20 protein-coding genes and 1 pseudogene are annotated in these 21,970 nt (G+C 57.7%); 12 read left to right on the top strand and 9 right to left on the bottom strand.

Going from position 1 to position 21,970, the window contains the following annotated elements; all coding sequences use genetic code 11:
* Positions 1-52 precede the first annotated feature (52 nt).
* The gene (locus FS804_RS09660; protein ID WP_144576420.1) at positions 53-838 is read left to right on the top strand and encodes a TIM barrel protein; all 786 of its coding nucleotides are present in this window, start codon (positions 53-55) and stop codon (positions 836-838) included.
* 99 nt (positions 839-937) lie between these two features.
* Here the strand turns inward: FS804_RS09660 and FS804_RS09655 are convergent, their stop codons facing one another.
* Positions 938-2,071, bottom strand: a complete 1,134-nt coding sequence (locus tag FS804_RS09655; RefSeq protein ID WP_144576419.1) for an ROK family transcriptional regulator — start codon at positions 2,069-2,071, stop codon at positions 938-940.
* A gap of 290 nt (positions 2,072-2,361) precedes the next feature.
* Between FS804_RS09655 and FS804_RS09650 the strand changes: the two genes are divergently transcribed.
* The 4 genes from FS804_RS09650 (at position 2,362) to FS804_RS09635 (ending at position 7,280) form a co-directional block, all read left to right on the top strand.
* Positions 2,362-3,354, top strand: coding sequence for an ABC transporter substrate-binding protein (locus FS804_RS09650; RefSeq protein WP_063947001.1), 993 nt, complete (start codon positions 2,362-2,364; stop codon positions 3,352-3,354).
* A 118-nt stretch (positions 3,355-3,472) separates the two neighbouring features.
* Entirely contained in the window at positions 3,473-4,558 is a 1,086-nt protein-coding gene (locus tag FS804_RS09645) for an ABC transporter ATP-binding protein (protein WP_144576418.1), read from the top strand.
* A complete protein-coding gene (locus FS804_RS09640) occupies positions 4,555-6,240 on the top strand; it encodes an iron ABC transporter permease (RefSeq protein ID WP_063947003.1) in 1,686 nt (561 codons plus the stop codon). Before FS804_RS09645 ends, FS804_RS09640 begins: the two co-directional genes overlap by 4 nt.
* Before the next feature lie 80 nt (positions 6,241-6,320).
* Positions 6,321-7,280: a hypothetical protein gene (locus tag FS804_RS09635; protein ID WP_144576417.1), complete on the top strand. Its 960-nt coding sequence runs from the start codon at positions 6,321-6,323 to the stop codon at positions 7,278-7,280.
* A gap of 152 nt (positions 7,281-7,432) precedes the next feature.
* Here FS804_RS09635 and FS804_RS09630 read toward each other — a convergent pair.
* From FS804_RS09630 to FS804_RS09615, 4 genes and pseudogenes are all read right to left on the bottom strand, one after another.
* A pseudogene (locus FS804_RS09630) lies at positions 7,433-7,997 on the bottom strand (flavin reductase family protein).
* Positions 7,998-8,008: 11 nt separating this feature from the next.
* Positions 8,009-8,344 carry a ferredoxin FdxA gene (fdxA, locus tag FS804_RS09625; protein ID WP_144576416.1) on the bottom strand — a complete coding sequence of 112 codons (336 nt, stop codon included), beginning with the start codon at positions 8,342-8,344 and terminating at the stop codon, positions 8,009-8,011.
* 103 nt (positions 8,345-8,447) lie between these two features.
* Positions 8,448-9,047: a superoxide dismutase gene (locus FS804_RS09620; protein WP_144576415.1), complete on the bottom strand. Its 600-nt coding sequence runs from the start codon at positions 9,045-9,047 to the stop codon at positions 8,448-8,450.
* A gap of 373 nt (positions 9,048-9,420) precedes the next feature.
* Positions 9,421-9,990: a TetR/AcrR family transcriptional regulator gene (locus FS804_RS09615; RefSeq protein WP_144576414.1), complete on the bottom strand. Its 570-nt coding sequence runs from the start codon at positions 9,988-9,990 to the stop codon at positions 9,421-9,423.
* A gap of 47 nt (positions 9,991-10,037) precedes the next feature.
* Between FS804_RS09615 and FS804_RS09610 the strand changes: the two genes are divergently transcribed.
* Positions 10,038-10,565 carry a dihydrofolate reductase family protein gene (locus tag FS804_RS09610; RefSeq protein ID WP_144576413.1) on the top strand — a complete coding sequence of 176 codons (528 nt, stop codon included), beginning with the start codon at positions 10,038-10,040 and terminating at the stop codon, positions 10,563-10,565.
* Positions 10,566-10,605: 40 nt separating this feature from the next.
* Here the strand turns inward: FS804_RS09610 and FS804_RS09605 are convergent, their stop codons facing one another.
* Positions 10,606-11,673 carry a linear amide C-N hydrolase gene (locus FS804_RS09605; protein WP_144576412.1) on the bottom strand — a complete coding sequence of 356 codons (1,068 nt, stop codon included), beginning with the start codon at positions 11,671-11,673 and terminating at the stop codon, positions 10,606-10,608.
* A gap of 140 nt (positions 11,674-11,813) precedes the next feature.
* Here FS804_RS09605 and FS804_RS09600 point away from each other — a divergent pair, with 140 nt between their 5' ends.
* The gene (locus FS804_RS09600; protein WP_144576916.1) at positions 11,814-12,614 is read left to right on the top strand and encodes a hypothetical protein; all 801 of its coding nucleotides are present in this window, start codon (positions 11,814-11,816) and stop codon (positions 12,612-12,614) included.
* Between the two features lie 100 nt (positions 12,615-12,714).
* On the opposite strand, the gene mobQ is transcribed toward FS804_RS09600, so the two are convergent.
* On the bottom strand, positions 12,715-15,681 hold the full coding sequence (gene mobQ, locus FS804_RS09595; RefSeq protein ID WP_144576411.1) for a MobQ family relaxase: 2,967 nt from the start codon (positions 15,679-15,681) through the stop codon (positions 12,715-12,717).
* Positions 15,682-16,067: 386 nt separating this feature from the next.
* Here mobQ and FS804_RS09590 point away from each other — a divergent pair, with 386 nt between their 5' ends.
* From FS804_RS09590 to FS804_RS09575, 4 genes are all read left to right on the top strand, one after another.
* Entirely contained in the window at positions 16,068-16,994 is a 927-nt protein-coding gene (locus tag FS804_RS09590; RefSeq protein WP_144576410.1) for a nucleotidyltransferase and HEPN domain-containing protein, read from the top strand.
* Between the two features lie 185 nt (positions 16,995-17,179).
* Entirely contained in the window at positions 17,180-17,503 is a 324-nt protein-coding gene (locus FS804_RS25145; RefSeq protein WP_144576409.1) for a TraM recognition domain-containing protein, read from the top strand.
* Between the two features lie 9 nt (positions 17,504-17,512).
* Positions 17,513-17,728, top strand: coding sequence for a type IV secretory system conjugative DNA transfer family protein (locus FS804_RS25140; protein WP_144576408.1), 216 nt, complete (start codon positions 17,513-17,515; stop codon positions 17,726-17,728).
* Between the two features lie 239 nt (positions 17,729-17,967).
* Positions 17,968-18,918, top strand: coding sequence for a bile acid:sodium symporter family protein (locus FS804_RS09575; RefSeq protein ID WP_144576407.1), 951 nt, complete (start codon positions 17,968-17,970; stop codon positions 18,916-18,918).
* A gap of 48 nt (positions 18,919-18,966) precedes the next feature.
* Here the strand turns inward: FS804_RS09575 and FS804_RS09570 are convergent, their stop codons facing one another.
* On the bottom strand, positions 18,967-20,022 hold the full coding sequence (locus FS804_RS09570) for an aldo/keto reductase (protein ID WP_144576406.1): 1,056 nt from the start codon (positions 20,020-20,022) through the stop codon (positions 18,967-18,969).
* Between the two features lie 160 nt (positions 20,023-20,182).
* Here FS804_RS09570 and FS804_RS09565 point away from each other — a divergent pair, with 160 nt between their 5' ends.
* Complete coding sequence (locus FS804_RS09565) at positions 20,183-21,088, top strand: LysR family transcriptional regulator (RefSeq protein WP_144576405.1); 906 nt, start codon at positions 20,183-20,185, stop codon at positions 21,086-21,088.
* Positions 21,089-21,182: 94 nt separating this feature from the next.
* On the opposite strand, the gene FS804_RS09560 is transcribed toward FS804_RS09565, so the two are convergent.
* Entirely contained in the window at positions 21,183-21,968 is a 786-nt protein-coding gene (locus FS804_RS09560) for a 2-keto-4-pentenoate hydratase (RefSeq protein WP_186376749.1), read from the bottom strand.
* Positions 21,969-21,970 lie beyond the last annotated feature (2 nt).

Below are 21,970 nucleotides of genomic sequence, written 5' to 3'. Positions count from 1 at the left end.
TCGCAAGATGGGCTTTACGCTGGTGAAAATCCAATTCGCCGACGAGGTCTGCATGCGTTTTGCCATCAACCACATCACCGCGCCGAAGCTTTCCCTCGAGCAGTTCTTTGCAACCGCCCGCACGCTCGGCCTCACTGAAGTCGAAATCCGCGGCGACCTGCCTGACATCGTCGGCACGGTGCAGCCGGCTGCCGTGAAGGCGGCGGCTGAAAACGCCGGCGTGACGATCATCTCCATCAACGCGCTTTATCCCTTCAACGTCTGGTCGGGCGACCTGCCTGCACGGGCTGTCGCCATGGCCGATTATGCGCAAGCAAGCGGTGCCAAGGCGCTTGTCATGTGTCCGCTCAATGACGGCACGGCGGTGTCGTTCGGTGAGCTTGTCGCGGCGCTGGAGGCTATGAAGCCGATCCTTGAAGACCGCGGCCTTATCGGTTTTGTCGAGCCGCTCGGCTTCCCGGTTTCCTCGCTGCGCACCAAGGCTGAAGCTATCAAGGCAATCGACGCTGCCGGCGGCGGCGACGTTTACAAGCTGGTGCATGACACCTTCCACCACCACCTTGCGGGCGAGCCGGTGTTCTTCCCCGAACGCACCGGGCTTGTCCACATTTCCGGGGTCGCCGACCGGGCCGTCCCCGTTGCAGACATGCTGGACGCTCACCGCGTTCTCGTTGACGCGGAAGACCGGTTGGAAAACATCGCCCAGATCAAGGCGCTTGAGGAGGCAGGTTACGATGGCGCCTACAGCTTTGAGCCGTTCGCTAAGGAAGTGCACGACCTAAGAAATGTTGCTGATGCCGTGAAGCGCAGCATGGATTACATTTCAGCGTCGATCTGAGTTGACGCTCGGTGCTCTTGGTTTTCAGACAAAGGTAGATGCCGGCAACTACCAATATAAGGGCGGAAACCTATCCAAAAATGCTCAACCGTTGTCTGATCAGGCCCAGCCCTTCAGCGCTCGCCCTGAGTAGTAGCTTGGCGTTGTGGCGCGGTAGATGGGAATGCTGGCGGCACCAAGGTGAGGAAGGTCGCTCATCAGGGATTTGCGTATTTCCGGTGGCTCGACAAAAAAGTCCTCGCCCAGCATCTCAAGGGATCCGATCCTCTGCACGATATGGTCGAGGATCCAGTCAGGCAGCGATCCTCCAAAAACGATGGCACCAGGATCCATCGTTCGCGCCACGGTCAGCGCCAGCAAGCGAAGCTGGTCTGTTGCCCGTTCAAGCCACTCGATCAAGGCGGGATGATCCCGGTAGCTCTCATCAATATCCTTCAAACGCCTGATATCCATGCCGTGGGCGGCCAGCGTGTCGCAAAGGTCCTGTCCTGAGGGGCGCGGATGTGATTTTGGAAACAGGCCGCCAAATTCGCCAGCATTGCCGTTCGTGCCGCGATAAAGATGACGCTGGACCACCACGGCACCGCCGATGCCATAGGTCAGCCAGATCATCGCGAAGTTACGGATGCTCCGGCCCGCGCCATAATAGAGCTCCGATAGAATGACGGTATTGCCGTCATTCTCGTGAAACACGGGGACATCGAAATAGGGTTGGAAGTCTTTGTCGACGTCAATGTCGTGCCAGCTCTCGAATTGCTTGATACGGAAGACATGACCGCGGTCGCGCGTAAAATGGCCCGGAAAGCTTATGCCGCAGCCAAGCACGTCTTTCTTTTTGACCTTTGCCTTTTCCAGCACGTGCCGAGCAGCGTTTTCTGCCATCTGCATAATGTGTTCGAAGCCGAAGTCCTCCAGATCAGATCTGAATTCCTGCCTTATCGTCCCGTTGAGATCGGCGACGCAAACCCTTAGGTCGTCCGGATTGAAATACACTCCCAGGGTGAAAAGCCCGTCGGGGTTGATTTCTATGGCGGTGGACGGCTTGCCCCGCTTTCCCTCACTGCGCGCTTCCTCCGCTTCACGGATGAGGCCAGAGTCGAGCAGGTTGGCCGTCAGGCGGGTGAGGGTTGGTGCGGAGACATCCATCTCGCGCGCAAGTTCGATGCGCGACATGCCTCCCTTGCCGCGCAGGATTTCTAGCAGACGCCGCTCATTGTAGCCGAGGTCGATCACACCATTCTCCTGCGAGACGAAATAACGGATGAATAGCGCAAACTGAACGATTGTACAGCGATTTTGCACCTCCTTAAGAGCGAGATGGCCCGCCCAGGCACGGCGCTGTACCCACAAATATCTTTATTTATCAGCATTTTAAAATATTCCCGACGATCTACGGCAAATGCGCCTTGACTTATTAATTTACGTAAAGAAAATAAATAGCAGACGACGGGCGGCGATGCCAAGAAGAGCAAGAAAATATCGCAGGGCCTCGAGTGTCAGGGAACAAAAAAACGGAGCCCCTTATGCGTCAATCATGCACTTTCTTCGCGCGCCTTTTTGCCGGCGCAGCATTCATTGCCAGTGCCGCTCTTGCTCATGCGGAAGGTACTGTCGTGGTCTACTCGGCCGCCCCACAGCAGCTCATGGATGAGTTGCTGCCCTTGTTTGAGAAAAAGACCGGCACCAAGGTCGAGCTTGTCAAAGCCGGATCGGGCGAGCTGATGAACCGTATCAAGGCGGAAAGCGGCAAGGCCGCCGGCGATGTGATCTGGAGCGTTGACGGCACCGTCATCGACTTTTCTGCCGATCTGTTCGAACCTTACAAGCCTGTTGAAGCTGCCTCGATCAACCCCTCATTCTCCCCCAGTGCAAACTGGGTTCCTTTCACCGCTGTCGTGACTGCATTTATCGTCAACAAGGAAGCGCTTAAAGGCGCGCCGGTTCCGACATCCTGGGCCGATCTTGCCAAGCCTGAATACAAGGGCCTGATCTCGTCGGCGCGAGCCGACCAGTCCGGTTCCGCCTACATCCAGCTGGCAACGGTGTTGCAGGATTTCGACAGTGAAGAGAAGGGCTGGGAAATTTATACCGGCATTCTCGGCAATTCCGTCCTGTCGACCTCGTCCGGCGCTGTTCCGCGTTTCGTCAATGATGGTGAGCAGGCCGTCGGCATCACCCTTGAGGATGCTGCCCTGCGGTACAAGCTAGGCAACGCTCCTGTCGAGATCGTCTATCCGAAAGAAGGCACCGCGATTGCCCCTGACGGTATGGCGCTCGTCAAAGGTGCGCCGAACGCTGAAAACGGCAAGGCCTTCATCGACTTCATCGTCTCCAAGGAAGCGCAGGAAGTCGTCGTGAAAGCCGGCCGTCGCTCGGTCCGTACTGACGTTCCCGCGAATGCGGCTCTGGTTCCGCTATCGGATGTTCCTGACGCAAAGTATGACTTCAAGTGGGCTGCTGACAACCGCGCGCGGCTGATGGAGAAATGGAACGAGATCCTTCTCGACGTCCAGTAAGTCAACAGTAAGGAGGCGGTGCGTCAGCGCGCCGCCTCGTGCTTATCTCGTACACTTCAGCATTTTTGTCTTGTCCGCCGTGGTCGTGTGCCGCGCTGGACATGTCATGGAGCAGCACATGGCCGCCGTTGAAATTACCAATATCAAAAAAAGCTATCGCGATGTCGTTGCTCTTTCCGACATCAATATCTCCATTCCATCAGGATCGTTCTTTACACTTCTTGGTCCAAGCGGTTGTGGAAAGACGACCCTGTTGCGGACGATCGCCGGTTTCCATCGGCAGGACAGTGGAAGCATCAGTATCGAAAGACAGGCAATCGAACATGTGCCTGCCCATAAGCGCGATGTCGGCATGGTCTTTCAGGACTATGCGGTCTTTCCACACATCTCCGTGTTCGACAATGTCGCTTTTGGTCTCAAACAGAGAAAAGCATCCTCCACCGAAATCCGCGAACGCGTCGGCAAGATCCTCGATATTGTCCAGCTTGCTCCCTATGCCAAGCGCATGCCACACGAACTCTCCGGCGGCCAGCAGCAGCGCGTCGGGCTTGCGCGGGCACTCGTCATCAACCCCAAAGTTCTGTTGATGGACGAGCCGCTATCCAACCTTGACGCAAAACTCCGCGTGGACTTGCGACGAGAACTGCGTGAAATCCAGCAGGCGATGAACATTACCACGGTTTATGTCACCCATGATCAGGAAGAGGCGCTTGCCATGTCCGATCTGGTCTGCGTCATGTATGGCGGTGTCATTCAGCAGGCTGCCCCCCCATGGGAAGTCTACAACAATCCCACCAATCGTTTCGTCGCCTCTTTCGTCGGCGCGAACAATTTTCTGACGCTCGACCGCGCGGGCCCAAAGACGTCTATCTCCGGCAATGACGTGGCATTGCCGCAGGCGGATGCGGTTTCGCCACAAAGGAAGATCGTCGCAGCGATCCGTCCGGAAGCGATCTCGGTCGGCCCGGCTGCAAGCTCTGATCATGACCGCATCGAACTGCCCGTGATCATCCGTCAGGTCAGTTTCACCGGACGTGAAATGAATGTGGCGGCCGTACTCTCTTCGGGCGAGGAGATCGAGGCAATAACCAAGCCGTCACCAGCGATCATCGCCCTGGAGCCGAACCAGAAGACAACCTTTTCCTGGCGGGCAGCCGACACACAGCTGTTCGGTGAAGGTGTGACCGGGGAGCGCTTGTCATGACAGATATGACCGCCGCTTCAACGCCCGGTAGTTTCCGCCTGCGGCTGCCGGGTTTCTGGACAAGTGTCACGGCGCTCGCCGTTATCCTGCTGGCAATTTTTCTGATCCTGCCGATCTTCAGTGTATTCTTCATCAGCTTTTTTGACGCCAAAACGGGGGCCTTCGGTCTCAGCAACTATGCAGAGGTGTTCACACGGCGTTTTTATACCGTTGCGCTCTGGAACACCTTGCTGATCGGCGTTCTGGGCATGCTTGGCGCGTGTCTGCTCGGTATTCCGCTTGCATTTTGCACGTCGCGTTATCGCATCAAGGGACGCACGTTCATCGCGACCTTTGCGGTTCTGGTCCTCTGCGCGCCGCCCTTTATCGGCGCTTATGCCTGGATCATGCTGTTCGGCGCCAACGGTGCGGTCACCAACCTTTTGTCTTTTGCCGGCATCTCATTGCCAACGATCTATGGAATTCCCGGCATCGTCATGGTCTTCAGCCTCAAGTTCTTCCCGTACATCTATCTGATGACGGAAAATGCTCTGAACACCATCAACAAGTCTTATGAGGATGCGGCGGAAAACCTTGGCTGCACAGCCTTCGAGCGCTTCCGCAAAATAACCTTGCCCCTGGTTTTTCCCGCCGTCAGCACCGGGGCGATCATCTGCTTCGTGCTTTCGATCGCTGACTTTGGAACGCCGGCAATCCTCGGCAAGGGCATCAGAACGCTATCGACCATTGCCTATGCGCAATATACCTCCGAAATGGCGGGCACGCCGACCATGGCCGTCACGATTTCAATGGTGATGATCGGGATTTCCATGGCAGCGCTTCTTCTGCAACGGCACATTCTCGCCAAGCGCCGCTACGCCAGTTCCCTGACCAACCGACCCGTCAAACAGTCGATGCGCCCGCTGAAGTCATTCATCGTGCACGGCTTCTGCTATCTGGTGGTGTTCATTGCCATGCTGCCTTCTCTCACGGTCATCTATACGTCTTTCCTGGCGACAAACGGCCCCGTCTTTACCGGTGGCTTCGGGTTGGACAGCTATGCTCGCATCTTGAGGGATTCCCCGCAGGCCATCGCCAATAGCTTTACCTTCGCGCTGGCCGCAGTGGTGCTCATCGCGATCGTCTCAGGCCTCCTCTCCTTTATCGTCGTTAGGCGCGACAACGCCGTTTCCGGCTCGCTCGATCTGTTGTTGATGGTGCCCTATCTCATTCCGGGTGTCGTAATGGCGATCGGTTACGTCACGACGTTCCGTTATCCGCCCTTCGATATCACCGGGACGGCGCTCATCATCATCCTTCTGGTGTTCATACGCCGGCTGCCTTACGGCGTGCGATCCACGACATCGATCCTGAGGCAGATCAAACCGTCGATCGAGGAGGCGGCGGTTAATCTTGGAGCTTCACCTGCAAAGACCTTTCTGTCGGTGACGGTGCCATTGATGCTGCCCGGTCTCATCATCGGTTCGCTGATGAGCTTCATCACCGCCATCAACGAACTCTCTTCGACCCTGATCCTTTATACGGCGCGCACGATAACCATGCCGGTCCTGATCTACATCCAGGTGATCGACGGCGAATTTGGGACTGCGGCCGCGCTTTCGACCGTGCTTTTGGTCAGTACCGGGATCTGCGTCTTCGTCGTCTTCCGCCTTTCGGAAGACAAGGAAGCATCCTTCGTCTGACCTCTTACCCTCCAGAAAAGAAAATAGCTGCGGCGACCGACGTGTCGCCGCCCGCTCCCCTCTGCAAGGAAACTAATAAGATGAATATCGCGAGCTTTTCGCAGTCGAAATACAAGAACGCCGCAACGCCGGGGGACGATGTGGCAATCATTCTTCCAGGACGGGTAATGGCCGTTTTCGACGGCGCCACCGATCCGACCGGGGCCAATTATGACGGGCTGAGTTCCGGCCGTATCGCCGCACTTGCCGCAGCAAACGCGGTAGCCGAGATGTGCGTGAAAGGCAGCTTGCAAAGTTACGAGGCGGCCACCCTGTTTCAGACCATCAGCGACATGCTGAAGTGCGAGGCAAAGCGCATCAATGCCAGCCATCCGCCCTCCACGACGCTCGCGATCGTCGCAGATTTGGGTGACAGTTTTCGTCTGCTTCTGGCCGGTGATTCCGGGGTGCGTCTCAATGGCACCAAGGTGCTGCAGCACTCTAAACTCATCGATAAGGTTAGCACGTCAGCCCGTATTCATGTTTTCAAACAGCTGTTCGCGTTGCTTGGGGAGGGCGATGCAGCCGAGGCAAAAACCCGCGCTACCATATTTTCCGGCCTTCGCGCTGCCGTTAAAGCTGGTATCATGACGATGCCGGAGGCCGAAAACGTCGTCGCCGCAGCCGCCGTCGCAAGCGGCCTCCAAAACGACATGGACGCGGTCGAAGAGTTCCTGATGGGTGGCATTCGCGCCCAGCCACATTATGCAAACAGGCAGGGCCATGTTCTCGGTTACGCGTCGATTAACGGTGGGCAGGTGATAGGGGAGGGCTTGGTCGATCTCACCCTCGCCAAGGACACGATCACAAGCCTCGAAATCTTCTCCGATGGTTACCTGTCATTGCCGACCGGTGTGGACGTTGCCGATTGGGAGGCGGAATTTGCCCGCGTCGAGGCAGTGGATTTTCACAAGCTCGACGAATTCCCGTCGGTGAAGGGATCGACGTCCAACGAGTTCAGCGACGACCGGACGGTAATATGCCTGAAGGCTCGGTCATAAATCTGCGGCGTCAGGTATTTCGTCACTGGCTTTCTTCCACCAGGTTGCAAATCCCATGATTGACTGCCGGGCTCTCGCCACTTTGTGGGGTGTTAAAGCCTTCTGAAAGTCGCTGTGTATCTGAGGTCGTCGCGGGAAAACCCTTGATAGAGTTAGCTCCTCATCTCTGTGGCGGCGTAGGAGCGATCGCTCCAGAGCAGCGCTTTGCGTGAGAGATCCGGGATCAGTTCGGTGATGGCGCCAATGAACAGGATGTGGTCGGCGGCATCAACGGAGTCGACCAGCTCGCAATCAAAGGAAGAGTAACGCCCCCGCGAGTCGAGGGCTTCCTGAAGGCCAGGAATCCCACTGGCCCATCGCAAACCGATCCGGCAGGTCTTACCTCCCCGCGAAGACGTCGGCGATCTCTTCCTGGCCCCTGGACAGCGCGGCGACAGAAAACCGCCGGCTTGCGGCTATGAGGTCGACCATACGGCTGCTGGCGTCAATGGAGATCATCAGAAGCGGCGGCTCAGCGCTGAGCGGCATGAAGGAGGTGATCGTGCGTCCGATCCGCTCACCCCCATGGGCGGATGAGGCCACCGCGACGGTGAAGGCGAGGGCGCTCATCGCGTCCTTGAACTCACGTGGTGAGACTGCCGGCGTAGCGGAGGCTTTCAGCGGAAGATGCGCGTGATTGACCGCACCGCCATCGATGAGCTTGAGATTATGAGACATGCGACGCCGGGCTAACCGCCCGCTCCCGGATTTTTCGAAAAAATGGAAAACTTGGCCGCCGCGCCATTCATGATATCGGCATTGTCTGGCGGCGCTCTCTTTTGATGCACGCGCGGCCAGATGCCGGAATAGTGGCGGTTAAGGTCGAGCCAGGCGTTCAGTCCCGGCTGCGTATCTGGCCTGATCGCTGCGGCGGGGCACTCTCTCTCGCAAATGCCACAGTCGATACATTGATCGGGATGGATGACGAGCATGTTCTCGCCTTCATAAAAACATTCGACCGGGCAGACGTCCACACAGTCCATATATTTGCAGGCGATGCAGTTTTCGGTGACGACATAGGGCATCTGGGCGCTCGAACGGAATGGCAGCCGGACGGCAGCTGTCCGGCTGTGCCTGAGCCGACGGGCCGCACGAGGTAGCGGCGCCGGCCAGATTGGTTCAATCAGGTCAGAGACGGCCGGCAACCGCCTGCCAGTTCACCAGTTTATCGAGGAAGTTCTCGATATAGGCCGGGCGCTTATTGCGGAAATCGATGTAGTAGCTGTGTTCCCACACATCGCAGCCAAGAAGCGCCTTCTGTCCGAAACATAGTGGATTGACCCCGTTTTCAGTGCGGGTGATTTTCAGTGAACCATCGGTATCCACTACCAGCCAAGCCCAGCCGGAGCCGAACTGGGAAGCGCCGGCAAGGGCGAAATTCTGTTTGAACAATGCTACCGAGCCGAAGGACTGTGTCAGCGCCTCCTCCAGCACCTTGGGCATCGCATGATGCTCAGGCCCCATGATTTCCCAGAAGAGAGTGTGGTTCCAGTGCTGGGAGGCGTTGTTAAATATGCCGGATTGTGCCACCGCACCCTTCTCATAGGTGCCTCGGACGATCTCTTCGAGGTTCCTGTTTTCCCACTCGGTCCCTGATATCGCCTTGTTGAGATTGTCGACATAAGCTTTGTGATGAAGATCATGATGGAACTTCAGCGTCTCCTCGGACATCCCCGCGGGGGCGAGCGCATCATGAGCATAGGGCAGGTCGGGAAGCTGGAAAGCCATGGGGTATTCCTTTGTCAACTGTTCGCTCAAGAGCATGAAAGAGCCTTGCGAAAACAAGGTGACCGTACTTCTAGTTCCTCAATCGCTGTTGAGGTCAAGCGGTTTTTTGACGCCATGCCAACGGCGTGCCGCCGTGCTGGTGAGGGCAGGCCAGCCAACGGGACTGCGCTTCGGTTTGCTCGCTTTTGCGCCTAGAATTTCTTGCTGACGCCGAGTTTCGCGCCTGCTGATGTTTCCCGATCGCCCTCTATGTTGAAAAGGAGTGCTGCATCAAGCGACCAGTTTTCTGCCGTCTCCATGGAAACACCCGTCGTGAGGGAGCCAAATGCGCCAGATCCGTCAAGACTTGAGACACCGACATTACCCCTGAATTTCACCGCCCAGCCCGTTCCACCATGTCCACCCAATCCTGAAGCGCTCTTCGAATTGCCGAATCCGCGTCTTCACCGCGGGTGAACGCCCACCACGTGTGCGCGCCCTGCCAGACGGCCGCCATCTGCCAGCCGAGGCTCGCTGCGGCTTTTTCATCTTTCGAGACCCGACGCCCCAGCGATTGTGCGAGAATCTTGCCCCAGAGGGCACCTTTCGCCCTGAGTTTCGGATTGCGGATATCTTCTCTAAGCAGCAGGAGTCCGTCACAGGCGTTCCTTTCTGCAGCGTCACCCGGCATAAGCCGCATCAGCAGGGATATCGCGCCCTGCGGCGTCAACGGCTCCTCCTCGTCCGCTGTCCGCGTCCGCGCCAGCAGGTTGTCCCATGCGCGCATCAGCACAGACTCAACAAGGTCTTCGCGGTTGCCGTAGCGTTGTACCAGCGTAGCGGCAGAGAGGCCACTGGCTTTGGCGGCGGCAGCGAAGGTCAGACCGTCAGGCCCTGTCTGCAACATCAGCGGCAGCAGGGTGTCAAGCACCTCTTCATCGGAAACAAGCTTGTGTCTTGGCATGAGGATATTTATAAACGTATATTCATTTATAATTCAAGGAGGATGAAATGGCGGTCATTCGCGGATATATCGCTGCCAGTCTCGACGGCTTGATCGTGTCGGGAGACGGGTCTCTTGATTGGCTCTACAAGTATGACGACATGGACCTCGGCGAGCATGACTATCGCCTGTTCCTGAAGGGGATAAGGACCGTGGTCATGGGGCGGGCGACCTATGATTTCATCGCCGGGGAGCAAGGTCCGTGGGCCTATGACGGCCACCGTGTCATCGTCGTCACGTCGCGGCCGATCGAGCAGCCGAAAGGCGCGCTGGAAGTGCGCGCCAACCTGGATTCGCTGATCGAGGAACTGCGTGCTCTCGATGACGGCGATGTCTGGATGCTCGGCGGGGGGCGGCTGCAGATGGCCTTCATGGAGCGCGGCGCGCTGGATGAGATCGAAATATATGTGATCCCGGAAATGCTCGGCTCCGGCCAGCCTCTCTTTCCTCTGACCGGTTATCGGGAAAGCCCGACTCTGATAAGTGCAACAGCAATCGACAAGGGCTGTGTGAGATTGCATTACCGCTTTTCATGACGCTCCGGCGACCATGGAACCGCAGCGGCCAGGATGAAACTCAAAGCCCCAGAAATTTGAAAGGTTGAGCCTCCTTCAGGCTGTCATTCGCCATGCCGGAATAGATATGGATCTGATTGGCGCCGAGGTCGAGTTTCTTCACTCCACCCGTCTCTTTGGAAAGATCGAGCTTCGTCAGGTCGATCCAGAAAATGTTCGGTGTCAGCGCGGATTCGAAGAAATACAGCTTGCGCTTGTGATCGATCACCGTGCGCCAGCGGGTGGAGGATATGTTCGGCTGGTCCGGTGTCGTGATGCCGTAAGGAACGGAGACGTTACGGATTACACTGAACACGCTTGCGATGGCTTCGACCGGGTTTTCGCTTTTGGGTATTGCGTTTGCGTAAAAGGATGCGCGGGCAAAACGGTCGGACGCGCGGTTCGTGCCCGGCAGCATGACGGTGCCGCCAATCTGCTTCCAGTATTCGTTCAATGCCAACTGATGGTCGAAAGTCGGCGAATTGGTCATCACCTGATACTGGCGGCCGTGATGGATGACCTGCTTGCCATCGATATATTCAACGATCGCACTGTCGCCGCTCCCATCGGAGAGCGATAGATGCAGTGTCGCCAGACGCTCTTCGCCTGGGACATTATCAGTCACGATAGTGAACGGGTTTTTCTCGAGCGCACGCACCGCTTCCTCCACGGTCGCGAAATTGTCGAGCACATATTGCGCCCATGCTGCGATGGACAAGCCCGGAGATTTCCCGTCATAGACGGGATAACTCGACTCAACGAGCCAGAGAACGTTGGCCGCCAGACCTGCCTCGTTCACGCCGTCCGTCGTGGAAATGTCGTAACCCGATGCAATGACGCTGCCATATTTCGAGGTCCATTTTATGGAGTTAGGCCCGGCCTCACCGGAACGGTCCATGCCGCGGGGGAAAACCCAGATATTTGTCCCGACATCCGTTTTCCAGTCCATCGAACGGGCCGTCATTACCTGATTATTTTCGCCCAAATAAACGAAACGCGTGCAGGCTTCCGCAACTGACGTGGTGAGCGTGGTGATGGAAAACATGGCGGCGGTGAAGGCAGAGAAAAGCGGCAGGGTCTTCGGGCGCATTTAAACGTCTCCGGTGCTTTCGGTGCAAGATACAGCGCATGATAGAAGATCGGACTTGTTGGCGGGAGTCAAATAGGTTTAGCTACGGGCAATTAGTTGGGGAGAAGGCATTGCTAAAATTATCGATTTTTGCGGTCTTTATGGCCTTTTCCGCAACTGCGGCCTCAGGCGCGGATGAGGTTCGTGCCGCGCCCGCAACGGTTGATGGAGCCGATTGGGCGTTTCAGGCCACGGGTTATCTATGGGCCACTGGTTTGAACGGCAATATCTCGCCGTTCCGGCGGGCGCCGACGCTTCATGTCGAAAAATCCTTCTCCGACGTGATGGACGATCTCAACTTCGGCGGGTTTCTTAACGTCTGGGGCCGTTATGACCGCTTCGTCCTTTCCGGCGACATCATGTATGTCGATACCACGGACAGCAAGGCGGCCGGGCCGCTGCCGGCACTGCAGATTCCCGGTTTACCAACCTTGCCGGCCGGCGCTGCAATTGATGCAGATGTCGACACGCAGGAATTCATGGCGACGCTGCAGGCCGGGTACCGCATCGTTGACGCAGAAGGATTTTCGCTGGACGCGCTGGCCGGGGCTCGCTTCTGGCATATTTCCAATGAGGTGGCGGTGACCGCCACCCATCCCTTGATCGCCAGCGTGTCCGCCACCCATAAGGAAAGCTTTGGCTGGATAGATCCCGTCATCGGCGCGCGCGCTTTTTTCAGCTTGACGGATAAGCTCTCCGTTCAGGCGCAGGTGGATATCGGCGGCTTTGGCGCGGGATCCGATCTCACCTGGTCCGCCTTGGCTACGGTCAACTACATCTTCACCGACACATTGTCCGTCTCGGCAGGCTATAAGGTGCTCGATGTCGATTATTCAGACGATGGTTATGTTTTTGAGTCCCGATTGAGCGGGCCTGTGATGGGCCTAACTTACCGGTTCTAGTCATTGTTTGTCTCAGTCTCCGCCATAATGGGTCCACGGCCCAGAAGACGGAGGCTACCGGTGCAACAGCTAGTTAATGCTATGTAGCAGTCAGCGCTAGCTAACGGCTCAATCCGAGCCCGCGAGACCGGTTGAGTTGCTGTTTCAGCGTATGGTCATGACTAAGCTCGGCCATATGCGTCCGGTTCACGATACGGGCGGTCATCTGAATCTGCTCGGCCTGCTTTGCGAGCTCCGCACGTGCCTCCAGCTCCTCGGCGAACCTGCGAGGATCAGAGCTACCGAACCGCCGCGTGAGCGCATTGGCCACCAGCTTGGCTTCATCGAGCGCGGCTTGCCCCTCAGGCGACGATCGCAGCTCTTTGATGAACTTGCTTCTCCTCTCGACCGGCATCTTCTCCACCTGGCTGATAATTTCGGCGCTGCGCGGGGTGAGGCCGGGGACCTCGATCACGTCACGCTTTTCACGCTGCCATCGTTCGCTTTGACGTTCTTCGCCAAGCCGGCGCTCCCATGCTTCTAAGACATAGCCAATATGGGGAGAGAGAGACCCGGCATATTGTAGTGCCTCCTTCCGCTCCCTGCTGTTTCCGAACAGACCTGACTTGCCGCGTAGCTCCCCGAACCGCTCTGGCTGCTCGGCCATGGCCTTCGCCATGATCTTGCCATTGCCTTCCTTCTCGGTCATCGCGGTGCGCAGTCTCGCTGAGACCTCGGCCGGATCACGGAACACGCGCCGCACGAGAGATTCCACCGTATCGAATTTTTGATCGATAACCGACAACGCCCTTTGCTGCGCCACCTCTTCGATGCTGCGTTGGTATCGGGTGATGGCTGGCACCAACGGAGTGAGCTTGCCAGTCTCCGGAGCCAATTGCTGGCCGACAGCTTCTGTGGGGGCAGGGAGGATGCTTTCTTTCGACATGAGGTCGGAACACCGGATGCGGCGATAACCTTTATTGTCCTCTGTCCGGTCGTCGCGCCGTCCGTCATCGATATCTCCGGCGACCGGATTGCGAGGATTTTCGCGGCGAACAGGGCCGGCCATATCGCCGGCACGTGCCTTTTCAACCTGCTGACGTTCTGCTGGCCGGTCCTGTTGCTCCCGCACCGGATGGGCCGGGCGGGACACGACTTCTTGGCGCTCACCCCGGGCGGAAGCAAGTTCAATCTCGCTTTTGACCCCAAGCTGCTCCGCGATGCCCCGCCGCTCGGCAAAGTCGCTGATGTAATCCAGCGTGGTTTCCTTGGCGCCGGAACGCGACAGGCGGGTTGCCAGCTTCTGGTAGGCGAGTTCATCGCCGTTGACGACACGCCATGCATTGCGCTCGGCCTGCGTGCCGTCCGGAAGGGTGATGGGCGTCGCGCCTTCATGCTGCAGTTCGATCCTGTCTCCGATCTCTGGCGATGCATCTCGCATGGCCCGCTTGAGATCGACGCCCCACACCGTGCGGCGCTCACCCTTGTCATTCTCCAGTGTCACAAAATAGCTCTCGCGTGATTTTGGATTATGCTCGTAGGGCGCAACGCCCTGATCAACCAGCTGGCCCGCCTTGGTGAACTCCTTAATGTCAGCGTAAAGCTGCACGCTGTCGCGATGCCGGGTCATGGCGACATAGGTCAGATGCCGATCCATCGTCCCGGACGCCAGCACAAAGGCGCGATCGACCGTCGCTCCCTGGTTTTTATGGATCGTCGTCGCATAACCATGGTCGATCGCCTGATAGCTGTCCGTCAGAATGCTCACACTGTCGCCACTTCGGCCATCGAGCCGGGCGATGATCTTATTCGGCTCGACATGCTCGACCGTGCCAAGCATGCCGTTTTTCACAGCGAGGTCGCGGTTGTTTTCGAGGAAGATGATCCGGTCACCGGCGGCAAAGGCGCGCTTGCCGTTATTGGTCTGGAACGTGAGTTCTCCACCGTCCTCACTTTTCCCACGGTCCTCACCATCCCCACGGTTCGCGCCAGCGCTCCGCCCGTGGCTGCGCTCCAGCCTTTGTCTGTTCTGAAGTTCGGAACGGATGGCGGCATTGAGGGCGCGCACATCGGCACGGCGATGCGCCATGGCAAACTCCAGATCGATCATCTCTCGCGTCGAATAGCGCGCGCTGGAAACGTCGCCTGTCTCAGGATCGATGCGCTCAGCCTGGAGTTTCACGAGCGCTGGCGACGCCAAAACAGCGGCAAAGGCGTTCCGGAACGTGTGGGCGTCATCGTTGATATAGCGATGCAGGGTTTTGGCAATATCGTGCCGATCAAACACGCTCTTCTCGTTGCTGATCAGTGTCAAAACCTGTTCCGGTTTTTGCCGGATCAGTTCGGCATTTTGCCGTGCCGCCTCGTCATCCAGCCTCCCGCGCTCGACGGCCATTCCCTGCTGCTGCATCTGCGAGGCATGCACGCCCATATGCCCGGTTGGCGACAGTTCAAGACCGCGCTCCACATGCGATCGATGATCGATGCGAACATCAAGACCTTCGTGCTGAAGCTGACGGTTGGCGATGCCTTCCCATGCCTGCCGGATATCGCGAAGCTGCATGTCGGTTGTCGCCATGCCATTTGCCAGCAGCCTTGCGTTCTTGTGCTCGAGATACGTTTTCTCGCCAAGACGGGTTCTGCCTACCTGTCGCGTCGTCATCAGCACATGCGCATGGTAGTTCCTGGTATCACCATGCTCACTGGGCGAATGGATGGCAAAATCCACGGCCGCGCCATAGCGGTTTGCAAGATCCTGGGCAAAGGCGCGTGCAGCCTTCAGCCGCCCCTCTGGCGACAGCTCATGCGGAAGCGCGATTTCGAATTCGCGGGCGACGCGGGCATCTTTTCGCTTTTCTGCGAACTCGGCAGCATTCCACAAAGCCGAACGATCCAAGGCCCACTCGGCAGAAAGACCTTCAGGCAGCACAATCTCTTTATGCTCCACGCCCTCTTTCCGAGTAAAATCATGCACGAGCCCATCGCGCTGATTGGTGAGGAGAACCGCGCACCGGTAGGCGGCAGAAGCCACAGCACTGCGGCCGGATGAGCGCGAGACAGGTTTGGTGCTGAGATGATAAATCGCCAACCGAAATCTCCGATCCGCAAACGGGGAAATTCAGCGCTCAACTGCATGGCAAGTCGTAAGTGCGCCCTTGTCTGTTTACCGGTGGCGAGGTTAGCAACATCGAACAGGCATTTCGACTACTAAAAGTAGTAGTCGCCAAGCGGCAATTGCTCGTGTTTGAATAGGGACACAATCGCGTCAATGCGGGTAGGGCGATAGGTGCAGGCCAATCGCACGCCGGAGGAGGGATAGGCGCCAAAGGGAGCCGAACGGGTGGAAGGAGATATTGCAGGCGCGGCTCGACAAAAAGAAGCAGGCGCAGGCAATCGATTGGCGGCTGCCAAAAATCGGAGTTTCAAAGAAGTTTACAATGGACCATACAGGATACCGTCAGAAACGGAGCAGACATGAAGACCAGCCTTGAACATTTGCCGGAACGAAAGCAACGCGAGCTCGCGCGCGTCGTCGGGATTATCCAGGAAGAGTTTGCTGATCTGGTCGAGCGCTCCAAGTCTGACGCCAAGAAGGATGGACGGATTTTCAAAATCATTCTGTTCGGTTCTTACGCGCGTGGCACCTGGGTGGATGAACCGCATACGTCGAAAGGCTATCGCTCGGATTTCGATATCCTCGTCATCGTCAGCAACAAGGAACTTGCCGATCCCAAATACTGGGACAAGACAACAGACCGGCTGATGTGGGACAAGGAGATCGAGACGCCCGTGAGCCTCATTGTCCATGGTGCTCGCGAAATCAGCAATTTCCTGCAGGAAGGGCAATATTTCTTCAGCGACATCCGACGGGATGGCATTGCGCTTTACGAACTTGATGACAGAGAACTCGCCGAGCCCAAAACCCTTACGGGGCAACAGGCTTATGACCTGGCAAAAAGACATTATGCCAGCCGCCTCGGTATCGTTGACAGTTTCATAGATCACACGCTTTTTGCCCTGCAGAAGCACAATGCAAAGAGCGCAGCTTTCATGCTGCATCAATCCATAGAGCAGGCCTATTCCACTCTGCTTTTGACCCTCACCAACTACAGCCCTGCGAGCCATAATCTGAAGTTTTTGCGAGGCCTGGCTGAAGGGCAGGATATCCGTCTCGCCGAGGCCTGGCCGCGGGACCACCATCGGTTTCAGTCGTGGTTCAACACGCTGAACGAAGCCTATGTGAAGGCCCGCTACTCCGACCATTACGAAATCACCGAGGAGGCTCTGACCTGGCTGACTGCAAGAACGTCAGTCCTCTACGAGCTCGTCAACACGGTCTGCCGTGAGCACATTGAAAAGCTTAAACAGGCCGCGGGACAAGCCGCAAATTCCAGCGACTGAGCTTCACCGGTGGCAGACCAATCCTGATCTCAGGTAGCAGCCACCGCAGCGTTATGAACCCTATGGTCAAACCTCCTCTTACAATCGCTATGTCGATCTCCCCGTAGAAACTGGTCTGCATTCCAGGAGCGAAGCCGTGGTCAACAGCGGCAGTTCCGGTGCGACCGCAATCGAAAGGAACAATCGTGGCAAGGAAAACCATAAAACAGTGCCTGGCTGAACTGGATGCGCAACGGTCTGCCCTCAAGGCCCGTCTCTCGAAAACCGAGCGCAACAACGATATGCGCCGCAAGGTCCTGATCGGCTCGCTCGTTATGCATCACCTGGAGACCTCGGATGATCAAGAGTTCAGCAGGCAACTCGGTGACTGGCTGCGTCGCGAGCTGCATCAGCTGCGGGCCGCATATGGTCACCGCGCCGGAACCTTCCTGTCGAACGCCGGCGTGCTGCAGGTTTTTGGCGTCAATGATCATCACAGCGCCCGCCTCATCTCTGATTTGCTCGGATAGGAAACGGTCGTGTTCCAGACGATGGCGAGAGCGCTCGATTCCGATAAGACCGGGATTTCCTATAGCCAACAGCATACCGGCCGGCCGCTACTCACCCCTGATGAGGTTCGCAATCTGCCGGGGCACGGACAATTGCTGTTCCTGGCCGGGCAACGACCAAGTTTCGCTGAGAAGCTTGTCTATTTTGTTGATCCGGAGTTCAGGGAGATGTTTGACGCAGTCTAACGGATGCACGACGAAAAGGCAGTCCAGCATTTGAGACCTTGTGTACGCGGCCCTTGGGCTCTCTTCGGCGCAACGGGAAGCGGATAGATGAGCCTTCGTCCAAATTGCAGTCCTGTGGCGACGGTGGTATCGCGGCGGGGGGATCGTTTTCGACCGCGAGGTCTAGCAACGCGGTAATGACCTTGACAGGGCACCACAGGAGTCTAGAGGGGTTTCATGATCATCTTGGGAGTATGAAAATGAAGACGCTGGCAGCCGTTTCGGCTTTCGTGGGGAAGACTTTTGCCATCTGGGTAATCCTATTTGCCGTACTCGGCTTTTTCTTTCCTGACACTTTCAAGCAAATCGCGCCCTGGATCGTCACGCTTCTGTCTATCATCATGTTCGGAATGGGGCTCACACTTTCGGTCGATGATTTCAGGGAGGTCGTAAAAAGGCCATTCGATGTGACGATCGGCGTACTCGGCCAGTTTCTCATCATGCCGCTTCTGGCCGTCCTGCTGACGCTTATCATTCCCATGCCGCCGGAAGTCGCGGCTGGCGTCATTCTGGTCGGCTGCTGCCCGGGCGGCACGTCTTCCAACGTCATGACTTACCTCTCCAAGGGCGATGTCGCGCTGTCCGTTGCCTGCACTTCGGTCACCACGCTCGCGGCGCCGCTGGTGACACCATTCCTCGTCTGGCTGTTCGCAAGCCAGTTCCTGCCCGTCGACGGTTGGGCCATGTTCCTCAGCATCGTCAAGGTCGTTCTGGTTCCGCTGGCGCTGGGTGCCGCCCTGCAAAAGCTGCTGCCCGGCCTTGTCAAAACCGCCGTACCGGCGTTGCCACTCGTCAGCGTCATTGGCATCGTCCTCATCGTCGCGGCGGTGGTGGGAGGATCGAAGGCGTCCATCGCGCAGTCCGGCCTGATGATTTTTGCCGTCGTCTTGCTGCACAACGGCCTTGGCTATCTCCTCGGCTACCTCGCGGCAAAGGCAACGGGCCTGTCGCTTGCCAAGCGCAAGGCCATTGCGATTGAGGTGGGCATGCAGAATTCCGGGCTTGGTGCGGCACTTGCCACGGCCTATTTCTCGCCTCTCGCTGCCGTTCCGAGTGCCATTTTCAGCGTCTGGCACAATATATCCGGCGCAATCCTGGCGAACTGGTTTTCGGGCCGGGTGGACGCAGGCTCCACCAACAAAGCCGTCTAAAGCTTCGCATTTGTCAGCCGCCCGTCGTTCAGGCGGCCTGACCCAGCCTTAGAACGGCATAGTCTGACGTGCCACGGCAGGTGGATTAAGCCGGGCAAAGCCCTCCTGGCGTTGATACGGGAAATGCGGATAAGGCGCTGTCGTCTCGCTGGCTTCATCCAGCGTCGCTACCTGCGCCGATGTCAGCTCCCATCCCGCGGCGTCGAGGTTCTGGCGAAGCTGTTCCTCATTGCGCGCGCCGACAATGACCGTGGAAACAGTCGGGCGTCTGAGCAGCCAGTTGAGGGCGACCTGTGGCACCGTCCTGCCGGTTTCTTCCGCGACAGCGTCGAGCGCATCGATCACGCGGTAGAGACGTTCAACATCCACCGGCGGGCCAAAGCTGGCTGTCTCATGCAGGCGGCTGCCTTCGGGCAGCGGCGCGGCGCGACGGATTTTTCCCGTCAACCGCCCCCAGCCAAGCGGGCTCCAGACCATTGCGCCAAGACCCTGATCCGCGCCGAGCGGCATCAGATCCCACTCGTAATCCCGGCCGATCAGGGAATAATAGATCTGATTAACCACATAACGCGGCCAGCCATATCGATCCGCGATGGCAAGCGATTTCATGATCTGCCAACCTGAAAAATTCGACACGCCGGTATAGCGGACCTTGCCGGACCGGACGAGCGTATCGAGCGTCGACAGCACTTCCTCGATCGGCGTAAAGGCGTCGAAGGCGTGGAGTTGAAGGATATCGATATAGTCGGTCTGGAGACGGCGCAAGGCATCATCCACCGCGCGCAGCAGCCTGAAGCGGGAGGAGCCGGCCTCGTTTGGCCCACCATCCATCGGCAGGCTGGTCTTGGTTGAAATCAGCGCGCCATCGCGCCTACCTTTGAGAGCCTCGCCGAGTACCTCTTCCGATGCCCCATTGGAATAGACATCAGCCGTATCGAACAGGTTGACGCCCGCCTCGAGGCAGATATCGACAAGGCGACGGGCCTCCGTGGCATCAGAGGTGCCCCAGTTGCTGAAGAGCGGGCCGGAGCCGCCAAAGGTTCCGGTGCCGAAACTCAGGACAGGCACTTTCAGTCCGGATTTGCCGAGATAGCGATATTCCATTGGGGTATTGCTTTCTTGCTTCGGGATGGTGGCGAGCGAGGCATGTTGCCGCGTTGAGCTTATCCATTCCGTGGTGGGTTGCGACGCCCCCGAAGATAGACGCTTACTCTTCAATGAAATAGAATGCCGAAAATACTATCACTTGTGAGGTGAAGTCATCATGGCGCGACTGGAGATTAACCGGGCAGGGGAGATGGAAATCTTCGTACGGGTTGTTGAACTCGGCGGCTTTTCCCGCGCGGCTGCGGCTGCGAACATGACGCCTTCGGCGGTGAGCAAGCTCATCGCTCGGTTGGAAAGTCGGCTGGGCGCGCGTCTGCTCATCCGGTCCACCCGGCAGCTTCAGATAACGCCGGAGGGCTGCGCTTTCTATGAAAGGGCCACTCGCATCCTCGCCGATCTCGAGGAGGCCGAACGCGCCGCCAGCTTGGGCGAGCAGCCTGTCGGCCGCGTTCGGATCAACACCAGCGCATCCTATGCAACGCATGTTCTCGCGCCTATCCTGCCACGCTTTCTCGCGCTTTATCCCAATATCACGCTCGATATCGTCCAGACGGATCTCGTGGTCGATCTTCTTGCGGAGCGTATGGATGTCGCGGTCAGGGCGGGGCCGCTGAAAAGCTCCAGCCTCGTTGCCCGCAAACTCGGCGAGACAAGGATGATCATCGCCGCCGCCCCTGACTATCTGGAGCGCTGCGGTGTGCCGCAAACAATCACCGATCTGGAAGATCACAATCGTCTAGGGTTTGGTTATGCCCGGTCAGTCGACGGATGGCCGTTGCGGGACGACGGCAAGACCGTCGTGATCCCGGCAACGGGACGCGTGCAGGTAAGCGATGGCGAGGGTCTTCGCCGTCTTGCTCTTGCCGGTGTCGGGCTAGTGCGTCTTGCCTCTTTCACCGTGATAGACGATATCGCCGCCGGCCAGCTGGTCCCGGTGCTCGATCATCTCGATACGGGCGAAACGGAGATGTTTCATGCCGTCTATGTCGGCCAACGCGCGCCGCTTCCCTCACGCATCCGGGCGCTGCTCGATTTTCTGGGTGAATACGGGCGGGTGAAATAAAACGACGCAAACAGATAACGGTTGGATACGGCGCCCGTTGGCTTCTCATGGCTGCGGATCGGGCGCGTGTGATTGTATCCGTTAGGCTGGCGGCTTAATCTTTCGGACCTGACAATGTGAAAGCACCAACTGACTCCAGAATAATGCCGGTCTCGCCAGAAAGTGCACTCGTCAACGCACCGCAGAGGCTGCCCGTCGTCACCACTTGGCCTGCTCTCAGCATATGTCCTGTGTTGAGTGCGGCGTTGGCGAAGGCGAGAAGCGGCGCCAACGGATCAATATTCGGGTGGTTTACCTTGGCATTGAAGATCTGCACTGGACCTTCGGTGACGATGAGCAGCGGCAGGTCATCGCTATTAGCCGCAAAAACATCCACGATGCGCTTGTCCACTTCCGGCCCGAGGGCGAAACCGTGGTTGGCGAGGCGATCTGCCAGAAAGAGCGGAAACGGAACCTGATTTTTCTCTACCAGCCTGTATCGGAGAAGCTCGACACCAAGATGCACCTTGTCGATATACTGCATCATATCCGCCTTGGTGAGCTGCCTTTCAGCGGCGGCGGGAATATCGGCAGCGAGCGTAAAGCATATCTCGACTTCAATTCCGTCCGTTCCATCTAACGGGAAGGAAGCGAGATTGGCATCGTTCACCCGGCAGCAATCGAACATGGGAGCCGCGACCGCCTCGCCATCCGGGCGGATCGCCAGCTTCCAGCCGCCGATAGGTTTTCCCAAATATCCTGCAAAGTCTCGCTGAACCGCCATCGCCTCTGCAAGCGTGCCCGGAACGAGGCCCTCCGCCTCCAGCTCAGCTAAAGCAATTCTATCACCCTCCCGGCTTGCCTTTGCGAAACGCTCCGCCAGTTTTTCGATCGCCGTCATTC

This window comes from Agrobacterium sp. DE0009 (assembly GCF_007680755.1).
Taxonomy (GTDB): Bacteria; Pseudomonadota; Alphaproteobacteria; order Rhizobiales; family Rhizobiaceae; genus Agrobacterium; species Agrobacterium tumefaciens_B.
Note: the sequence above shows the minus strand (reverse complement) of the source record. Positions and strands in the feature narration are given on the sequence as shown.

Bases quoted from the DNA above. Each gene is read 5' to 3' on its own strand.
- FS804_RS09620 (WP_144576415.1), bottom strand. From the start codon at position 9,047: ATGGCTTTCCAGCTTCCCGACCTGCCCTATGCTCATGATGCGCTCGCC.
- FS804_RS09590 (WP_144576410.1), top strand. From the start codon at position 16,068: ATGAAGACCAGCCTTGAACATTTGCCGGAACGAAAGCAACGCGAGCTC.
- FS804_RS09560 (WP_186376749.1), bottom strand. From the start codon at position 21,968: ATGACGGCGATCGAAAAACTGGCGGAGCGTTTCGCAAAGGCAAGCCGG.
- FS804_RS09650 (WP_063947001.1), top strand. From the start codon at position 2,362: ATGCGTCAATCATGCACTTTCTTCGCGCGCCTTTTTGCCGGCGCAGCA.
- FS804_RS09660 (WP_144576420.1), top strand. From the start codon at position 53: ATGCGTTTTGCCATCAACCACATCACCGCGCCGAAGCTTTCCCTCGAG.
- FS804_RS09645 (WP_144576418.1), top strand. From the start codon at position 3,473: ATGGCCGCCGTTGAAATTACCAATATCAAAAAAAGCTATCGCGATGTC.
- FS804_RS09640 (WP_063947003.1), top strand. From the start codon at position 4,555: ATGACAGATATGACCGCCGCTTCAACGCCCGGTAGTTTCCGCCTGCGG.
- FS804_RS09635 (WP_144576417.1), top strand. From the start codon at position 6,321: ATGAATATCGCGAGCTTTTCGCAGTCGAAATACAAGAACGCCGCAACG.
- fdxA (WP_144576416.1), bottom strand. From the start codon at position 8,344: ATGCCCTATGTCGTCACCGAAAACTGCATCGCCTGCAAATATATGGAC.
- FS804_RS09600 (WP_144576916.1), top strand. From the start codon at position 11,814: ATGGCCTTTTCCGCAACTGCGGCCTCAGGCGCGGATGAGGTTCGTGCC.
- FS804_RS09615 (WP_144576414.1), bottom strand. From the start codon at position 9,990: ATGCCAAGACACAAGCTTGTTTCCGATGAAGAGGTGCTTGACACCCTG.
- FS804_RS09570 (WP_144576406.1), bottom strand. From the start codon at position 20,022: ATGGAATATCGCTATCTCGGCAAATCCGGACTGAAAGTGCCTGTCCTG.
- FS804_RS09605 (WP_144576412.1), bottom strand. From the start codon at position 11,673: ATGCGCCCGAAGACCCTGCCGCTTTTCTCTGCCTTCACCGCCGCCATG.
- FS804_RS09610 (WP_144576413.1), top strand. From the start codon at position 10,038: ATGGCGGTCATTCGCGGATATATCGCTGCCAGTCTCGACGGCTTGATC.
- FS804_RS09575 (WP_144576407.1), top strand. From the start codon at position 17,968: ATGAAGACGCTGGCAGCCGTTTCGGCTTTCGTGGGGAAGACTTTTGCC.
- FS804_RS09565 (WP_144576405.1), top strand. From the start codon at position 20,183: ATGGCGCGACTGGAGATTAACCGGGCAGGGGAGATGGAAATCTTCGTA.